Below are 17,732 nucleotides of genomic sequence, written 5' to 3'. Positions count from 1 at the left end.
TCTCCGAATACTTCGGTGCCGGGCCGTTCGCGAGCTAGCTCGCTCCTACAACAGCTCTGCCGCCGACACAGGGTTGCGTATGCCTTTCGATCTCTCCGCCCGTCTGGCCCAGCGCCAGGCGGACGACCTCTACCGCCGCCGTCCGCTGCTGGAATCGCCGCAGGGACCGGAAGTGGTCATCGACGGCCAGCCGATGCTGGCCTTCTGTTCCAACGATTACCTGGGCCTGGCCAATCACCCCGAGGTGATTGCCGCCATGCGTGTCGGCGCTGAGCGCTGGGGCGTCGGCGGTGGCGCCTCGCACCTGGTCAACGGCCACTGCGGTCCGCACCACGAACTGGAGCTGGCGCTGGCCGAGTTCACCGGCCGTCCGCGCGCGCTGCTGTTTTCCACCGGCTACATGGCCAACCTCGGTACCGTCACCGCGCTCGTCGGCAAGGGCGACAGCGTGCTGGAGGACCGCCTCAACCACGCTTCGCTGCTGGATGCCGGGCTGCTGTCTGGTGCGCGCTTCTCGCGCTACCTGCACAACGACGCCACCAGCCTCGCCTCCCGTCTGGAGAAGGCTGAAGGCAACACGCTGGTCGTTACCGATGGCGTGTTCAGCATGGACGGCGACCTGGCCGACTTGCCCGCACTCTGTAGCAAGGCCAGGGAGAAGGGCGCCTGGGTGATGGTCGACGACGCCCACGGTTTCGGCCCACTGGGTGCGACCGGTGGCGGCATCGTCGAACACTTCGGGCTGGGCATGGAGGATGTGCCCGTACTGGTCGGCACCCTCGGCAAGGCTTTCGGCACCGCTGGCGCCTTCGTCGCCGGCAGCGAAGAGCTGATCGAGACGCTGATCCAGTTCGCCCGCCCCTACATCTACACCACCAGCCAGCCACCGGCCGTGGCCTGTGCCACGCTGAAAAGCCTGGAGCTGCTGCGCGCCGAGAGCTGGCGCCGTGATTACCTGAATGGGCTGATCGCGCGCTTCCGTGCCGGCGCCGAGGCCATCGGCCTGAGCCTGATGGACAGCCCTACGCCGATCCAGCCGATCCTTGTTGGTGGCAGCGCCCAGGCCATGGCGTTGTCCGCCGAGCTGCGCCAGCGCGGCATCCTTGTCGGAGCGATCCGCCCGCCCACCGTGCCGGCCGGCACGGCGCGCCTGCGCGTGACCCTGTCCGCCTCCCACACCGAAGCGCAGGTTGACCGCCTGCTGCTGGCGCTCGCCGAAAGCTCGCAGCGCGTGTCGTCTAGCCTTCTGGCAGAGATCGATGCCGAGGAGGGCGATGATGCGTGACCAACTGATCCTGCTGCCGGGCTGGGGCCTGGGTAGTGCGCCGCTGGAACCGCTGCGTGATGCGCTGCTGGAGCAGGCCCCGCATTTGAATGTGCAGATCGAGCCGCTGCCGGGGGACGCCGATCCGAATGTGTGGCTCGATGAACTGGACGACAACGTCGCCCATGACGCCTGGATCGCCGGCTGGTCGCTGGGCGGCATGCTCGGCGCCGAACTGGCGGCGCGCCGTGGCGAGTCCTGCCGGGGGCTGATTACCCTTGCCAGCAACCTCTGCTTCCGCCGCCGCGAGGATTGGCCGGATGCGATGGCCAATGAGGTCTTCGAAGACTTTTTCGAGGCCTTCCTGCTGGAGCCGCATCTGGTGCGCAAGCGTTTCACGATGTTGGTCAGCCAGGGCGCTCGCGACGCGCGCACCCTCGCTCGTCAGTTGCAGGTGGCGTTGCCGCAACTGAATGTCGAAGGGCTCACCGCGGGCCTGCAACTGCTGGGGCAACTCGATACCCGCAGCGCACTCGGCCGCTACCCTGGCCCGCAACTGCACCTGTTTGCCGAAAACGATGCGCTGGTCCCGGCGAGCGCCGCCGACGCGCTGCTTGAGTGGTTGCCGGACGTTGAAGTCAACCTGCTGCCCGGTGCCAGCCATGGTCTGCCGCTGGAGCTGCCGGACGACGTAGCGAGCGCCATTCTGAAGTTCATCCACGAGGGCGACGATGCCTGATTGCAGTACCAGTGCGCTGCCCGATAAACGCCAGGTAGCCGCCTCCTTCTCACGCGCCGCGTCGACCTATGACGCGGTGGCTGAACTGCAGCGCGCTGTCGGCGGCCGTCTGCTGGAATTGCTGCCGGCGCAGGCTGCTCCGCAGAGATGGATCGACCTGGGCAGCGGTACCGGCTATTTCACCCGTGCCCTGGCGGCGTGTTACCCACAAGCACAGGGCCTGTCCGTGGATATCGCCGAGGGCATGCTGCGCCACGCCCGCGAGCAGGGCGGTGCGCAGCATTTCATCGGCGGTGATGCCGAACGCCTGCCACTGCGCGATGGCGCCGCGGACCTGCTGTTCTCCAGCCTCGCCGTGCAGTGGTGCGCGGACCTGGCGGCAGTGCTGAGCGAGGCGCGCCGCGTGCTGCGCCCGGGTGGCGTCGCGGCCTTCAGCAGCCTTTGCAGCGGCACCCTGGGCGAGCTGCGGCAGAGCTGGGAAGCGGTGGACGGCTTTGTCCACGTGAATCGTTTTCGTGCCTTCGAGCAGTACCGGCAGCATTGCCAAGGCAGCGGCCTGGACGTGCTGGAGCTGCGCACCGAGGACCGTGTCCTGCACTTCCCCGACCTGCGCAGCCTGACCCATGAACTCAAGGCGCTTGGTGCGCACAACCTCAACCCCGGCCGGCCCGACGGTCTCACCGGGCGTGAGCGGGTGCGTGCGCTGATCGCCGCCTACGAGCGCTTCCGCCAGCCCGAAGGGCTGCCGGCGACCTACCGGGTGGTGTACGCCGTCCTGCGCAAGAACTGACCCTTGTAGGAGCGAGCCTGCTCGCGAACCCGCCCAGCTCTGGTGCTGCCGGTGAGTCCCGTTCGCGAGCAGGCTCGCTTCTACGAAGAGCACCAGAGGAAAACCATGTCCCACGCCTACTTCGTCACCGGTACCGACACCGAAATCGGCAAGACCACCCTCGCCGCCGGCCTTCTGCATGCGGCGCGGCTGGCCGGGTTGTCCACGGCGGCGGCCAAGCCGGTGGCTTCCGGTTGCGAGCGTATTCCCGAAGGCCTGCGCAATTCCGATGCGCTGGCGCTGCTGGGCGAGTGCAGCCTGCCGCTGGCCTACGACCAGGTGAATCCCTTCGCCTTCGAGCCGGCGATCGCCCCGCATCTCGCCGCCCGCGAGCAGGGCGTGAAGCTGACGGTGGAGGCACTCAAGGGCCCGGTGCGTTCGGTGCTGGAATTGGGCGCCGATTTCACCCTGGTGGAAGGCGCTGGTGGTTGGCGCGTGCCATTGGCGGGGGAGGAGAACCTGTCCGACCTGGCCATCGCCCTGGAGCTGCCGGTGATCCTCGTCGTCGGCGTGCGCCTGGGCTGCATCAACCACGCCGTGCTCAGCGCCGAGGCGATCCAGCGCGACGGTCTGGTGCTGGCCGGCTGGGTGGCGAATATCGTCGATCCGCAGACCTCCCGCCTGGAGGAGAACCTCGCGACCCTCGCCGAGCGCCTGCCCGCGCCCTGCGTTGGACGAGTGCCGCACCTGGCCCACGCAACTCCGGCGGCGGTGGCCGCGCACCTGGACCTGGGCATTCTGGATTTGTAACCGAGCCTTGGCCTGGGGCGGTCTGTCTGCTTGAATAATGGCCACTTGCTGCTTTTTGTTGTGGAGGCGCTGCGATGGAAATTTCCGGTAATGCTTTCTCTGCGGGCCTTTATGGCGTGCAGAGCGGCCAGCGCCGCGTCGACCGCGCCAGCACCGACATCGCTACCGCGGGCAGCGCGCCCAGTGAAGTTCTGAACGATCGCCTGGTCGACCTGCGTCGCGGCGAGCATGAAGTCAAGGCCAACGCCAAGGTCATCCAGGCCGCCGACGAAACGCTCGGCACCCTCATCGATATCCGCGCCTGACGCTTCCCCCCTGACATCGAATCTCCCCGAGCGGCCGGCTGTCCCTGTGACACGCCGGCCGCTCTGCAATGGGCTTTAATTAGCGTCAGGACGTTGCTGCGAATGTGCCCGTGGACTGCCCCGCGAGCGTGACCAGGCGGTCGGTTTGGACGCTTGACAAGGGTATGGCGTAAACGTATGTTTCAAACGCCTGTTTGACTGTCTGGATGCGTGCGCGCACCGACTGGGCGGCCGGGAATGCTCCCGCACTGCGACCGCAGCGACCGGTCGCCCATTAACCAGAACCCTTCGTAGAGGTTTACCGCTATGCCTGATTACAAGGCCCCCTTGCGTGATATCCGTTTCGTTCGCGACGAGCTGCTGGGCTACGAAGCGCACTACCAGAACCTGCCGGGCGCTGAAGACGCCACCCCGGACATGGTCAATGCCATCCTCGAAGAGGGTGCCAAGTTCTGCGAACAGGTAATCGCTCCGCTGAACCGCACTGGCGACCTGGAAGGCTGCAAATGGAGCCCGGAAGGCGTCAAGACTCCGACCGGCTTCAAAGAGGCCTACCAGCAGTTCGTCGAAGGCGGCTGGCCGAGCCTGGCCCATGACGTCGAGCACGGCGGTCAGGGTCTGCCCGAATCTCTGGGTCTGGCCATCAGCGAGATGGTTGGCCAGGCCAACTGGTCCTGGGGCATGTACCCGGGCCTGTCCCACGGCGCCATGAACACCTTGCATGCCCACGGTACCCCGGAGCAGCAGCACGCCTACCTGACCAAGCTGGTTTCCGGCGAGTGGACCGGCACCATGTGCCTGACCGAGCCGCATTGCGGCACCGACCTGGGCATGCTGCGCACCAAGGCCGAGCCGCAGGCTGACGGCACCTACAAGATCACCGGTACCAAGATCTTCATCTCCGCTGGCGAACACGACATGGCCGACAACATCGTCCATATCGTGCTGGCCCGCCTGCCCGACGCCCCGCAGGGCACCAAGGGCATCTCGCTGTTCATCGTGCCGAAGTTCCTGCCCAACGCCGAAGGCAATGTGGGCGAGCGCAACGCCGTTTCCTGTGGCTCCATCGAACACAAGATGGGCATCCACGGCAACGCCACCTGCGTGATGAACTTCGACGCCGCCACCGGCTTCCTGATCGGCCCGCCGAACAAGGGCCTGAACTGCATGTTCACCTTCATGAACACCGCTCGCCTGGGTACCGCGCTGCAAGGCCTGGCCCACGCCGAAATCGGTTTCCAGGGTGGCATCGCCTACGCTCGCGAGCGTCTGCAGATGCGTTCGCTGACCGGCCCGAAAGCCCCGGAAAAAGCCGCTGACCCGATCATCGTGCACCCGGACGTACGCCGCATGCTGCTGACCGCCAAGGCTTTCGCCGAAGGCAACCGCGCCATGCTGTACTTCGCTGCCAAGCAGGTCGACATCGTTCAGCGCAGCCAGGACGAAGAAGAGAAGAAAGCCGCTGACTCGATGCTGGCCTTCCTCACTCCGATCGCCAAGGCGTTCATGACTGAAGTGGGCTTCGAAGCCGCCAACCACGGCGTGCAGATCTATGGCGGCCACGGCTTCATCGCCGAGCACGGCATGGAACAGAACGTCCGCGACAGCCGCATCTCCATGCTGTACGAAGGCACCACCGGCGTTCAGGCGCTGGACCTGCTGGGCCGCAAGATCCTCATGACCCAGGGCGAAGCGCTCAAGGGCTTCACCAAGATCGTGCACAAGTTCTGCCAGGCCAACGAAGCCAACGAAGCGGTCAAAGAGTTCGTCGCACCGCTGGCGGCGCTGAACAAGGAGTGGGGCGACCTGACCATGAAGGTCGGCATGGCTGCCATGAAGGATCGTGAGGAAGTCGGTGCCGCTTCGGTCGACTACCTGATGTTCTCCGGCTACGCCTGCCTGGCTTACTTCTGGGCCGACATGGCTCGCCTGGCTGCCGAGAAGCTGGCTGCCGGTACCAGCGAAGAGGCCTTCTACCAGGCCAAGCTGAAGACCGCGCGCTTCTACTTCCAGCGCATCCTGCCGCGCACCCGCGCGCACGTTGGCTCCATGCTGTCCGGCGCCAACAACCTGATGGACCTGGCCGAGGAAGATTTCGCCCTCGGTTACTGATCAGCGCGCTAGCCGGACGGCCTGCCGTCCGTCTGCTGAACAGGAAGAAGCCCGCCGCAAGGCGGGCTTTTTCGTATCTGAAATCACGCAAATGCCTGCAGAAAATGCCATCATTACGCCACTTGCCGGCCGCCTGACCGTGAGCCCGGTATCCACCCTGCGGAACCCCTTGTGCGACCCACGGCCCCCTACCGGCTCAGCCACTTCCTCACGCCTCTGCTGCTGATCCCGGCCGGCGTCGTCGCCGGCTCCCTGGCCGAACTGTCCGACTTCTTCACTTCGCTGTTCAACGTCCTGCCGACTCTGTTGCTGTTGCTCGGCGGCGCGCTATGCCTGGTCTACAACCGCCAGCGCCAGCTGTTCATGCTGACCTGCGTGTATATCGCCTACTTCCTGCTCGATACCCAGGTCGACTACTTCCAGGCCCGCCGCGTGGTGATGCCCGAAGCCGCGCTGGTCTTCCACCTGTGCTGCGTGCTGCTGCCGCTGCTCTATGGGATGTACGGCATCTGGCAGGAGCGCATGCACCTGCTGCAGGACCTGCTGGCCCGCAGCGCCGCGTTGATCGCCGTAGCCGGCATGGCGACGGCCCTGGCCAAGCGCTTCCCGCAGGGGCTTGCGGAGCTGCTCAGCGACACCTACTGGCCGGCGTTGCACGGGCAGTGGATGAACCTCGCGCAGTTGTCCTACTTCGGTTTCCTGATGGCCTTCATCGCCCTGATCGCTGCCTACGTGCGCCAGCCGCGCCCGTTGCACGCCGCGCAACTGGTTGGCCTGCTCGGGTTGCTGTGGATGTTGCCCAAGGTGTTCATCCTGCCCCATGCGCTCACCGTGATGACCAGCCTGGTGATGCTCACCCTCGCCGGTGCGGTAGCGCACGAGGCCTACCAGATGGCCTTCCGCGACGAGCTCACCGGCCTGCCGGGTCGCCGCGCGCTGAACGAGCGTTTCCAGCGACTGGGCCAGCAGTACGTGCTGGCGATGATCGACGTGGACCACTTCAAGAAATTCAACGACAGCCACGGTCACGACGTCGGCGACCAGGTGCTGCGCATGGTCGCCAGCCAACTGCGTCGCACCGGTGGCGGTGGCAAGGCGTACCGTTATGGCGGTGAAGAATTCACCCTGGTGTTCGCCGGCAAGACGGTGGAGCAGTGCCTGCCTCATCTGGACGGTGTGCGTCAGGCCATCGAGGGCTATGCAATGTATCTGCGCGACCGTGGCAACCGTCCCAGGAACGACCGCCAGGGCCGCAACAAACGTATCGGCAAGGATTCGCAGACCGTCTCGGTGACCATCAGCGTCGGTGTCGCTGAGCGCGACGGCGAGCGGCGCAGCCCGGAAGAAGTCATCAAGGGCGCTGACGAGGCGCTGTATTCGGCCAAGAGCGGCGGGCGTAACCGCGTGGCCGTGCATGGGCAATCGCGTCGCGGAGCGGTGCGCACCGCCTGAGCGGCTTGCGTTATGACTGCGCATTCAGCGCGTGCAGCGTGATTGTCCGGGCGGTCACGCACCGTTAGGTTCGAGGTTTCCGCGCCGCTTCGGCGCACGAACCGAACGGAGATTCGCGATGCCCGAGTACAAGGCCCCCCTGCGCGACGTGCGCTTCCTCACCGACGAAGTCTTCGACTTCACCGGCCGCTACGAAGCCCTCGGCGCCACCGACGCCACCCCGGATATGTTCGCCGCCATCCTCGAGGAAGGCGCGAAGTTCTGTGAGCAGGTCATCGCCCCGCTGAACCGCTCCGGCGACGAGGAAGGCTGCCACTTCGACAACGGTGTGGTGACCACGCCCAAGGGCTTCAAGGATGCCTTTGCGCAGTACGTCGAGGCTGGCTGGAACGGCGTCTCCAGCGATCCTGAATACGGTGGCCAGGGTCTGCCGCCGTCCCTCGGCCTGCTGGTCAGCGAGATGATCGGCGCCTCCAACTGCTCCTGGGGCATGTACCCCGGCCTGACCAAGGGCGCCATGGCCGCCATCCACGCCCACGGCACGCAAGAGCAGAAGAACACCTACCTGCCGCGCATGACCAGTGCTGTCTGGACCGGCACCATGTGCCTGACCGAGCCGCACTGCGGTACCGACCTGGGCATCATCAAGACCCGCGCCGTGCCCAATGCGGACGGCAGCTATGCGATTACCGGCACCAAGATCTTCATCTCCGCCGGTGAGCACGACCTCTCCGAGAACATCATCCACCTGGTGCTGGCCAAGCTGCCTGACGCGCCGGCCGGGACCAAGGGCATCTCGCTGTTCATCGTGCCCAAGTTCAATCTGGATGCGAACGGTGAGGTGGGTAGCCGCAACGCCGTGGCCTGTGGCTCCATCGAGCACAAGATGGGCATCAAGGCGTCGGCCACCTGTGTGATGAACTTCGACGGCGCCAAGGGCTTCCTGATCGGCGAAGCCAACAAGGGCCTGGCCTGCATGTTCACCATGATGAACCACGCGCGCCTGGGCACCGGCATGCAGGGCCTCTGCCTTGGCGAAACCAGCTACCAGGGCGCCGTGCGCTACGCCCAGGATCGCCTGCAGATGCGTTCGCTGACCGGCCCGAAGGCGCCGGAGAAGCCCGCCGACCCGATCATCGTCCACCCGGACGTGCGCCGCATGCTGCTGACCATGAAGGCGTTCAACGAAGGCAACCGTGCGCTGGCCTACTTCACCGCGCAGCTGCTGGACATCGAGCACCTGTCCCAGGACGCCGAGGAGCGCGAGCGCGCGGCCAACCTGCTGGCCTTCCTCACCCCGATCTGCAAGGCCTTCATGACCGAAACCGGCCTGGAAGTGACCAACCACGGCATGCAGGTGTTCGGCGGCCACGGCTTCATCCGCGAGTGGGGCATGGAGCAGCTGGTGCGCGACTGCCGCATCGCGCCGATCTACGAGGGCACCAACGGCATCCAGGCGCTGGACCTGCTGGGCCGCAAGGTCCTCGGCAGCCAGGGCAAGCTGCTGATGGGCTTCACCAAACTCGTCCATCAGCTCTGCCAGCAGCACGCCGAGCACCCGCAGCTCAAGGTCCAGGTGGCCCAGCTGGCGGCGCTGAACAAGCAGTGGGGCGAACTGACCCAGAAGGTCGGCATGGCCGCCATGAAGAACCCGGACGAAGTCGGCGCTGCCTCGGTGGATTACCTGATGTTCTCCGGCTACGTCACCCTCGGCTACTTCTGGCTGCGCATGGCGCTGGTCGCCGGGCAGAAGCTGGAGGAAGGCGCCGGCGAGAAGGCCTTCTACGAAACCAAGCTGGCCACCGCCGAGTTCTACTTCAGCCGCCTGCTGCCCCGCGCGTCGGGTCATGTAGCGGCAGTGGAGGCCGGTTCTGAAGTGCTGATGCGCCTGTCGGCCGAGCAGTTCGCGCTGTAATCCCCGTGCCAGACAAGGAGGCCCGCTGCGTGCGGGTCTCCTCGTTTTTCGCTACATATTGTGACCAATCTATAGTTGTGTGGTCACATCATGACGCTTAAAGTCTGAAAAGTTGTTGGAGTAAACTCCGGCGGCGTACCTTCGTGTACCTCCTATTCTGATACCGCTGGCTGCCAGATCAGCCGTCGTTTTCGTTCGAGGATCCATCATGGCTGACTACAAAGCTCCCCTGCGCGACATGCAATTCGTCCTCAATGAAGTCTTCGAGGTCGCCAACCTGTGGGCCGAACTGCCTGCCCTGGCCGAGACCGTCGATGTCGAGACCGCTGCTGCGATCCTCGAAGAGGCCGGCAAGGTCACCGGCGGCGTGATCGCCCCGCTGAACCGCAGCGGCGACGAAGAAGGCTGCAGCTGGAGCGCCGAGGGCGTGAAGACCCCGGCTGGCTTCCCCGAGGCCTACCGCACCTACGCCGAAGGCGGCTGGGTGGGCGTGGGCGGCGCGCCGGAGTTCGGCGGCATGGGCATGCCCAAGGTGATCGGCGCCCAGGTCGAGGAAATGGTCAACTCGGCCAACCTGTCCTTCGGCCTGTACCCGATGCTGACCGCCGGCGCCTGCCTGTCGCTGCTCAACCACGCCAGCGAAGAACTGAAGGCCAAGTACCTGCCGAACATGTACGCCGGCACCTGGGCCGGTTCCATGTGCCTGACCGAGCCGCACGCCGGCACCGACCTGGGCATCATCCGTACCAAGGCCGAGCCGCAGGCTGACGGCAGCTTCAAGATTTCCGGCACCAAGATCTTCATCACCGGCGGCGAACACGACCTGACCGAGAACATCATCCACCTGGTGCTGGCCAAGCTCCCCGACGCGCCGGCCGGCTCCAAGGGCATCTCGCTGTTCCTGGTGCCCAAGGTGATGGTCAACGCCGACGGTTCCCTGGCCGAGCGTAACGCCGTGTCCTGTGGCTCCATTGAGCACAAGATGGGCATCAAGGGTTCCGCCACCTGCGTGATGAACTTCGACGGCGCCACTGGCTGGATCGTCGATGCGCCGAACAAGGGCCTGGCCGCCATGTTCACCATGATGAACTACGAGCGCCTGGGCGTGGGCATCCAGGGCCTGGCCACCGGCGAGCGTTCCTACCAGAGCGCTGTGGAGTACGCCCGCGAGCGTATCCAGAGCCGCGCGCCGACCGGCCCGGTCGCCAAGGACAAGGCTGCCGACCCGATCATCGTCCACCCGGACGTGCGCCGCATGCTGCTGACCATGAAGGCGCTGAACGAGGGCGGCCGCGCCTTCTCCAGCTATGTCGCCATGCAGCTGGACACCGCGAAGTACAGCGAAGAGCCGACCACCCGCAAGCGCGCCGAGGAACTGGTCGCCCTGCTGACCCCGGTGGCCAAGGCCTTCCTCACCGACATGGGCCTGGAAACCACCATCCACGGCCAGCAGATCTTTGGCGGCCACGGCTTCATCCGCGAGTGGGGCCAGGAGCAGCTGGTGCGTGATTGCCGCATCACCCAGATCTACGAAGGCACCAACGGCATCCAGGCGCTGGACCTGATGGGCCGCAAGATCGTTGGCAGCGGCGGCGCCTACGCCAAGCTGTTCACCGACGAGATCCGCGCCTTCACCGCTTCGGCCTCCGCCGAGCTGGCTGAATTCACCGGCCCGCTGAACGCGGCCGTGCAGAATCTCGACGAGCTGACCGCCTGGGTCCTGGATCGCGCCAAGGGCAACCCGAACGAGATCGGCGCCGCTTCGGTCGAGTACCTGCACGCCTTCGGCTACACCGCCTACGCCTACATGTGGGCCCTGATGGCGCGCGCTGCGCTGGGCAAGGAAGGCCAGGACGAGTTCTACGCCAGCAAGCTGGGCACTGCGCGTTTCTACTTCGCCCGCCTGCTGCCGCGCATCCACTCCCTGACCGCCTCGGTGAAGGCCGGCAGCGAGTCGCTGTACCTGCTGGACGCCGCACAGTTCTAAGCGGTCGCGTATGAAAAAGCCCCGCCTCGGCGGGGCTTTTTCATGGGGATATTTCCTTTCTGACTGACGCTAGTACGAATCCGTGTAAGCCAAAGCTTACAAACAGCGGCGGTGATCGGCGTCTTTCTGACAAAGGCCTACAGCGGTAACCTTTCTCTCAGTCAGGACATTGCGCAGGAAGCGCCAACGACAATACGGAAACAAGGGAATCCACCAAGGACGGTGGCTAGCACGGACGTCAGGATATCGGTCTGCAAAACCCCGCTTCGCAAGAAGCGGGGTTTTTTCTTGCCTGCGATTCCGCGTGTGCTGCGCCGCGATGGTGCCACCTGTAGGAGCGAGCTTGCTCGCGAACAGATCTCGCAGCGGGGCTGGGTTCGCGAGCAAGGACTAGGCGTCCCCCTCGGTCCTACGAAAAGCGCTCGTCATCAGACTGCCCCATCGAGCAACGAGCGCAGCAACTCCACGGTCGGTTGCTGTCGCTGCGCATCGCGGTAGACCAATCCCACGCTCAACGGAATGCGCGGCTCGCTCAGCGGCTTCCAGAGCAGGTCCTTGTGCGCGTGCATCTGCCGTGCGCGGCCGGGCAGCACGGTGGCGAAGCGGCTTTGCGGCAGACTGTCGAGGATGCCGCCCATGTGGTTCAACTCCGCTTGCACCCGTGGCCGCCGGCCAATGGCGGCCAGTTGCTCCTGCCAGATCTGCCGGGCACGGAATTCTTCGCCGAGCAGCAGCATCGGTAGTTCCGCCGCCTGGGCCAGCGAGACCTTCTTGAAGTCCTTCAACGGATGGTCCGCCGGGATCACCAGCTGCAATTCGTCCGGGTACAGCTCCACGCCGTGCAGCGCCGGCTGGCGCGGTGGCAGGAAGCCGATGCCGATATCCAGTTGGCCGATCAACAAGCGGCGCTCGATCTCCACGCCGGAGAGTTCGTAGATACGCACCTGCACGTGCGGTTGCGCGGCATGCAGGCGTTCCACCAGGTGCGGCACCAGGCTCGCGTTGACCGTCTGCAGCACGCCGATGGCAAGGCTGCGTGCACTCTGCCCGCGGAAGCCGCGCAGCGCCTCGCGGGCGCGTTCCAGGCCTTCGAGCAGCGGCACCGCGTGGTTGTACAGCGTGTGCGCCGCGGCGGTGGGCAGCAGGCGCTTGCCGCTGCGCTGGAACAGCGCCACGTCGAGGTTCTGTTCCAGCTGGCGGATCTGCTGCGACAGCGCCGGCTGGGAAATTGCCAGGCGTTCGGCGGCGCGCCCGACGTGGCCTTCCTCATAGAGTGCGACGAAATAGCGGAGCTGGCGGAAATCCATAAGGTCTGCTTATCAACGAAACTGGAAAATCGAAATGGATAGTCGGCTATCCAGGCCACTACTCTAGCGCTTGTCCGCTGTCTCAGATGGGTAGACAAAGGTGGAAAGCATCGTCATCCAGGGCGTTTTCATAGGCAAAGTCGAAGAAAGCTGGGGAGGTTTGCTCAGCGATATCGACAGGCTGGAAACGCATCAGGAAGTCTGGCTCGGCGCCGAAGGGCTGCCGGGGGACGCACGGGCCGACCTGCGCCGCGATGGCGGTCTGGACCGCGCACTGCACCACTACCCGGCCGAGCACTACCGCCACTGGCGCAAGCAGCACCCGCAGACGCGCTGGCGACAGCCGGCGTTCGGCGAGAACCTGTCGACCTTCGGTCTCAACGAACACGAAGTGTGCATTGGCGACCTGTTCCGCTGGGGCGAGGCGCTGATCGAAGTGAGCCAGCCGCGCTCGCCCAGCTATCGCCTGGCAAAGCGCTGGAATCTGCCCGAGCTTCCGCTGGAAGTGCAGGAGCAGGGGCGCTGCGGCTGGTTCTATCGGGTGCGCCGCTCCGGCATGGTCGCCCCCGACGCACCGCTGGAACTGGTGCAGCGGCACTACCCGCAGCTCACCGTGGCGAGCCTGCTGGACTGGTACTTCGGCCATCCGTTGGAGCGCACCGGACTGCGCCTGATGATGGCCTGCGACGCGCTCTCCCTGCGCTGGCGCAAGACCGCCGCGCAACGCCTCACCAGTGGCGTGCTGGAAGACTGGACGGCCCGCCTGGCGGGCCCCGAATGTTCGGAGCAGGGCGGCCTGCAGAGCTGAGCCGCACTGTTTCGCAAATGCCCTCGCGCCCGCCCCCGGACGTCGTCTTGGTCCTGCGGGGCGGCTTTTATTCCCGCCGCCGAGCCTGTCACAGGGCTCGGCGGCGTTGTCATGCCGACGTAACACCGCGTTCCTAACCTTCCGCCGATAGCTTTTACTGACAACCCGAGCCGTCAGACAGACGGCCGCGCGGAAGGAACCATCTGATGAGCGAGCGTTTCCAGGATTTCCACGACCGACTGGCCGCCTTCGACGACCAGGCGATCAACCCCTCCGGCAACGTGCCGATGAGCGAGCTGATCGACGCCTCGCGCCGCCGCCTGCTGAAGAACAGCCTGGTGCTGGGCGCGGTCGGCTTTCTCGGTGGCGGCCTGTTCCCCGGACGCTCGCTGTTCGCCGCCGATGCTCCGGTGCCCAGCGGGTTGCTGGGCTTCAAGGGCGTGGTGGTGCAGCAGGACCCGAAGTTCGACCGGGTGATAGTCGCTGAGGGCTATACCGCACGGCCGTTCTTCTCCTGGGGCGATGCGGTGGTGACCGGCTCGCCAGCCTGGAAAGGCGACGCCAGCGAGGACTGGAAAGCCCAGGAGCTGCAGGCCGGCGACAACCATGACGGCATGCATTACTTCCCCTTCCCCGATGCAACGGACAGCCATGGCCTGCTGGTGATCAACCACGAGTACATCAACCCGACGCTGCACACCAAGGGCCAGACCTTCGAGGACCGCCCCGACGGCAGCCGTGGCCGCCCGGAAGGCGAGGTGCGCAAAGAGATCGCCGCCCACGGCCTGAGCGTGATCGAGGTGAAGAAGGACGCCAGCGGCCAGTGGCAGCGCGTCGAGGCTTCGAGCTACAACCGCCGCATCACCGGCAGCTCGCCGCTGGAGCTGTCCGGCCCGCTGGCTGGCCATGACGTGCTGCGTACCGCCAGCGATCCGGACGCCAAACAGGTGCTCGGCACCCTGAACAACTGCTCCATGGGCGTCACGCCGTGGGGTACCTACCTCGCCTGCGAGGAAAACTGGCACCAGTACTTCGTCAACCGCGACAAGGCCGACTACGCCAAGCGCGTTTCGCACAAGCGCTACGGCCTGTCCAACGGCCAGTTCAGCAACTACTACGCCTGGGAGGCGGTGGACGAGCGATTCGACGCCACGCCTAAAGCTGACCAACCCCACGGCGGCCACGTCAACGAGCCGAACCGTTTCGGCTGGGTGGTGGAGATCGACCCCTTCGACCCCGGCTCCACGCCGAAGAAGCGCACCGCCGTCGGCCGCTTCTGCCGCGAGTGCTCGACCCTGTCACTGGGTGCCGACAACCGCATGGCGTTCTATTACGGCGACGACACCAAGGGCGAATACATCTACAAGTTCGTTCCCGTCGGCAAATTCAATTCCGATGATCGCGCGGCGAATCGCGACCTGCTGGACGAGGGAACCCTCTACGTCGCTCGTTTCAGCGCCGACGGCAGCGGGCAGTGGCTGCCGCTGGTACACGGGCAGAATGGCCTGACTGCGGAGAACGGCTTTGCCAGCCAGGCCGAGGTGCTGGTCAACGCTCGCGCCGCCGCTGACCTGCTGGGCGCCACGCCTATGGACCGCCCCGAGTGGGTGGCCGTGCAGCAGACCACCCGCGAGGTCTACGTCAGCCTCACCAACAACGATGCACGCGGCAAGAAGCAGCCGTTGGACAAGGCCAACCCGCGCAAGGAAAACCTCCACGGGCAGATCCTGCGCTGGAACGAAGCCGGCGGCGATCCGACCGCCACCACCTTCCAGTGGGAAATCTTCCTGCTGGCCGGCGAGCACAAGGGCTCCACGGCACCGGAGAACCTGATCGGCACCATCAACGGCGACATCTTCTCCTCGCCGGACGGCCTGTACTTCGACACCGCCGGCCGCCTGTGGATCGAGACCGACTACGACGACGCCGAAGCGCCGATGCAGGCCATGGGCTGCAACCAGTTGCTCTGCGCCGACCCGCACAGCCGCGAGGTGCGCCGCTTCCTGGTCGGCCCGCGAGGTTGCGAGCTGACGGGGATTACCCAGAGCCCGGACGGCAGGACAATGTGGGTGAACATCCAGCACCCGGGCATCAGCTTCCCGGCCAGCGACGGCAAGAGCATTCCGCGCTCAACGACGCTGGTGATCACCAAGGATGATGGGGGTGTGATCGGGACTTGATCGGGGTTAAGGGGAAGGGCTGCTGTTCGGACTTTCCCCTCTCCCCAGCCCTCTCCCAAGGGAGAGGAGGCCGTCCGTGCCGGCTGACGATGCGGTTTCACCCTGTGACGATCAATCCCCTCTCCCTCTGGGAGAGGGTCAGGGTGAGGGAGGTGCGCTGCGTGGGCGGTTCGCGAGCAAGCTCGCTCCTACCGGCTCAGCTCAGGGGGAAAATCGCGACAAGCCGCTCTTCGTAGGAGCGAGCTTGCTCGCGAACAAAGCCCATCGGAACCTCAAAGCTCGACCTCACCCCCCGCCAGCGCGCACAGCTCGGTGAAATCGACGATCTCCGTCTCCCGCCCATCCACCCGGACCAACCCGTGCTTCTGCAGGCGCGTGAAGCTGCGCGAGACCGTCTCCACCGCCAGCCCCAGGTAATCGCCGATCTCGTTGCGCGACATGCTCAGGCGGAAGCGTGTGGCGGAGAAGCCGCGCTCGCGGAAATGCGCGGAAATGTTCAGCAGGAAGGCGGCGATACGCGAGTCCGAATTCAGCCGCGAGAGCAACAGCTTCATCTGCTGATCTTCGCGGATCTTGCGGCTCATCATCAGCATGATCTGGTGCGACAGTCCGGGAATCTGCAGTGACAACTCCTCCAGCTGGTTGAACGGAATCTCGCTGCACAGGGTGCTTTCCAGCGCCTGCGCCGACACCGGGTAGCTGCCTTCTCCCATGCCGGAGAAGCCGAAGATCTCCGTGGCGAAGTAGAAGCCGGTGATCTTTTCCAGGCCCTGTTCGTTGGTGGTGAAGGTCTTGATCGAACCGGAGCGCACCAGGAACACGCTATGGAACGGATCGCCCTGGCGGAACACGAAGTCTCCCTTATGCAGCAGGTGCCCTGGCTTGATGATTGCTTCGAGCTCCTGGACCTTGTCGTCGCTCAGGGTCGGCGGCGCCAGCCGGCAGTTCTTGCAGTACGGTTGCGGTTTGATCATCTGATTCATCCATATCCCCATGCGCCGGCCAATCGCGCGCAATCAAGCGTTCCTCGGGCGCATTGCCCCCTCATGGAACCATAGCAACTGACAGCCATCTGTCATCCGTCGGATCGCCCGTCGGGAAGCTGGCCAATGGTTTTTTCATACCGGCTTGACCCTTTCTTCACTGCGCCGACTTCAGGCTTCACCCCCATGCACCCTGGGGCCATTGGGGGAGACCACAGGAACTCCGGCGTGCAACGACGCGATCGGTCGGGACGACGCGCGTCCATCCCGCTCATTCTCCGGAGACATGCCCGTGAACAAACTGCCACAGATCACCCTGGCCTTCTGGGTGATGAAGATCTGCGCCACTACCCTGGGGGAAACCGCCGGCGACTTGCTGTCGATGACCCTCAACGTCGGCTATGCGATCAGCTCGCTGATCCTCATCAGCCTGTTCCTCGTCACCCTGGTCGGCCAACTCGCCAGCAAGCGCTATGTGCCCTGGCTCTACTGGCTGGTGATCCTTTCCACCAGCACCGCGGGCACCACCATGTCCGACTTCATGGACCGCACCCTGGGCCTCGGCTATGCCACCGGTTCGGCGATCCTCGTCAGCATCCTGGTGGCGATCTTCGCGGCCTGGCGCTTCAGCGGCACCTCGCTGTCGGTGGACAACATCCGCAGCTTCAAAGGCGAGATGTTCTATTGGGTGGCGATCCTCTTCTCCAACACCCTGGGCACCGCGCTGGGCGACTTCCTCGCCGACGACTCCGGCCTGGGCTTCGCCGGCGGCGCGCTGCTGATCGGCAGCCTGATCGCCGTGGTCGTGCTGCTGCACTACTTCACCAAGCTGTCCTCGGTGCTGCTCTTCTGGATCGCCTTCGTGCTGACCCGCCCGTTCGGCGCAACCCTGGGCGATGTGCTGACCAAGTCCCACGAGAAAGGCGGGCTGGACTTCGGCACCATCGGCTCCTCGGCCATCCTCGCGGCCATCCTGGTGGCGCTGGTGGTGGTGGTCAGCGTGCGGCAGAAGCGCGAGGAGCAATCCGACGGGGCCGTGCTGTCCTCCTGATGAGTTGAAGCGCAGCCCGTCTGCGCGAAAGCGCGACGGGCTAGCCTTGT

Annotated in this window: 14 protein-coding genes; 12 read left to right on the top strand and 2 right to left on the bottom strand. The window is 65.3% G+C overall.

All coding sequences use genetic code 11. From position 1 onward, the window contains the following. Nucleotides 1-79 precede the first annotated feature (79 nt). The 9 genes from bioF to AC2T4A_RS02065 all read left to right on the top strand — a co-directional run bounded on the left by bioF (nucleotide 80) and on the right by AC2T4A_RS02065 (nucleotide 11,353). Nucleotides 80-1,285 carry an 8-amino-7-oxononanoate synthase gene (gene bioF / locus AC2T4A_RS02105; protein WP_486742640.1) on the top strand — a complete coding sequence of 402 codons (1,206 nt, stop codon included), beginning with the start codon at nucleotides 80-82 and terminating at the stop codon, nucleotides 1,283-1,285. Next, entirely contained in the window at nucleotides 1,278-2,003 is a 726-nt protein-coding gene (locus tag AC2T4A_RS02100) for an alpha/beta fold hydrolase (RefSeq protein ID WP_478378270.1), read from the top strand. Before bioF ends, AC2T4A_RS02100 begins: the two co-directional genes overlap by 8 nt. Then, the gene (gene bioC / locus AC2T4A_RS02095) at nucleotides 1,996-2,793 is read left to right on the top strand and encodes a malonyl-ACP O-methyltransferase BioC (RefSeq protein WP_416743442.1); all 798 of its coding nucleotides are present in this window, start codon (nucleotides 1,996-1,998) and stop codon (nucleotides 2,791-2,793) included. The genes AC2T4A_RS02100 and bioC overlap by 8 nt, the downstream gene beginning before the upstream one ends. Before the next feature lie 105 nt (nucleotides 2,794-2,898). Beyond that, on the top strand, nucleotides 2,899-3,582 hold the full coding sequence (gene bioD / locus AC2T4A_RS02090) for a dethiobiotin synthase (RefSeq protein WP_486742639.1): 684 nt from the start codon (nucleotides 2,899-2,901) through the stop codon (nucleotides 3,580-3,582). 74 nt (nucleotides 3,583-3,656) lie between these two features. Next, on the top strand, nucleotides 3,657-3,887 hold the full coding sequence (locus AC2T4A_RS02085; RefSeq protein WP_416743438.1) for a hypothetical protein: 231 nt from the start codon (nucleotides 3,657-3,659) through the stop codon (nucleotides 3,885-3,887). A gap of 306 nt (nucleotides 3,888-4,193) precedes the next feature. Next, complete coding sequence (locus AC2T4A_RS02080; RefSeq protein ID WP_138525329.1) at nucleotides 4,194-5,999, top strand: phenylacyl-CoA dehydrogenase; 1,806 nt, start codon at nucleotides 4,194-4,196, stop codon at nucleotides 5,997-5,999. Nucleotides 6,000-6,170: 171 nt separating this feature from the next. Beyond that, the gene (locus AC2T4A_RS02075) at nucleotides 6,171-7,451 is read left to right on the top strand and encodes a GGDEF domain-containing protein (protein WP_486742638.1); all 1,281 of its coding nucleotides are present in this window, start codon (nucleotides 6,171-6,173) and stop codon (nucleotides 7,449-7,451) included. A 118-nt stretch (nucleotides 7,452-7,569) separates the two neighbouring features. Further along, nucleotides 7,570-9,366: an acyl-CoA dehydrogenase C-terminal domain-containing protein gene (locus AC2T4A_RS02070; RefSeq protein WP_416743433.1), complete on the top strand. Its 1,797-nt coding sequence runs from the start codon at nucleotides 7,570-7,572 to the stop codon at nucleotides 9,364-9,366. 208 nt (nucleotides 9,367-9,574) lie between these two features. After that, nucleotides 9,575-11,353 carry an acyl-CoA dehydrogenase C-terminal domain-containing protein gene (locus tag AC2T4A_RS02065; protein ID WP_401088323.1) on the top strand — a complete coding sequence of 593 codons (1,779 nt, stop codon included), beginning with the start codon at nucleotides 9,575-9,577 and terminating at the stop codon, nucleotides 11,351-11,353. Nucleotides 11,354-11,781: 428 nt separating this feature from the next. Here the strand turns inward: AC2T4A_RS02065 and AC2T4A_RS02060 are convergent, their stop codons facing one another. Then, on the bottom strand, nucleotides 11,782-12,660 hold the full coding sequence (locus AC2T4A_RS02060) for a LysR family transcriptional regulator (RefSeq protein WP_024763624.1): 879 nt from the start codon (nucleotides 12,658-12,660) through the stop codon (nucleotides 11,782-11,784). Between the two features lie 100 nt (nucleotides 12,661-12,760). Between AC2T4A_RS02060 and AC2T4A_RS02055 the strand changes: the two genes are divergently transcribed. Together AC2T4A_RS02055 and AC2T4A_RS02050 are read left to right on the top strand one after the other, a co-directional pair. Further along, nucleotides 12,761-13,468 (top strand): MOSC domain-containing protein, encoded by a 708-nt coding sequence (locus AC2T4A_RS02055; protein WP_416743431.1) that lies wholly within the window; start codon nucleotides 12,761-12,763, stop codon nucleotides 13,466-13,468. 206 nt (nucleotides 13,469-13,674) lie between these two features. Next, entirely contained in the window at nucleotides 13,675-15,648 is a 1,974-nt protein-coding gene (locus tag AC2T4A_RS02050; RefSeq protein ID WP_486742637.1) for a PhoX family protein, read from the top strand. 272 nt (nucleotides 15,649-15,920) lie between these two features. Here the strand turns inward: AC2T4A_RS02050 and fnr are convergent, their stop codons facing one another. Then, nucleotides 15,921-16,622 carry a fumarate/nitrate reduction transcriptional regulator Fnr gene (gene fnr / locus AC2T4A_RS02045; RefSeq protein WP_416743427.1) on the bottom strand — a complete coding sequence of 234 codons (702 nt, stop codon included), beginning with the start codon at nucleotides 16,620-16,622 and terminating at the stop codon, nucleotides 15,921-15,923. Nucleotides 16,623-16,923: 301 nt separating this feature from the next. Between fnr and AC2T4A_RS02040 the strand changes: the two genes are divergently transcribed. Then, on the top strand, nucleotides 16,924-17,682 hold the full coding sequence (locus AC2T4A_RS02040) for a COG4705 family protein (RefSeq protein ID WP_478378264.1): 759 nt from the start codon (nucleotides 16,924-16,926) through the stop codon (nucleotides 17,680-17,682). Nucleotides 17,683-17,732 lie beyond the last annotated feature (50 nt).

It is taken from the genome of Pseudomonas sp. PVC-3-1 (assembly GCF_057444315.1).
The sequence above is the reverse complement of the archived record's forward strand: the minus strand, read 5'-3'. Positions and strand labels throughout refer to the sequence as shown.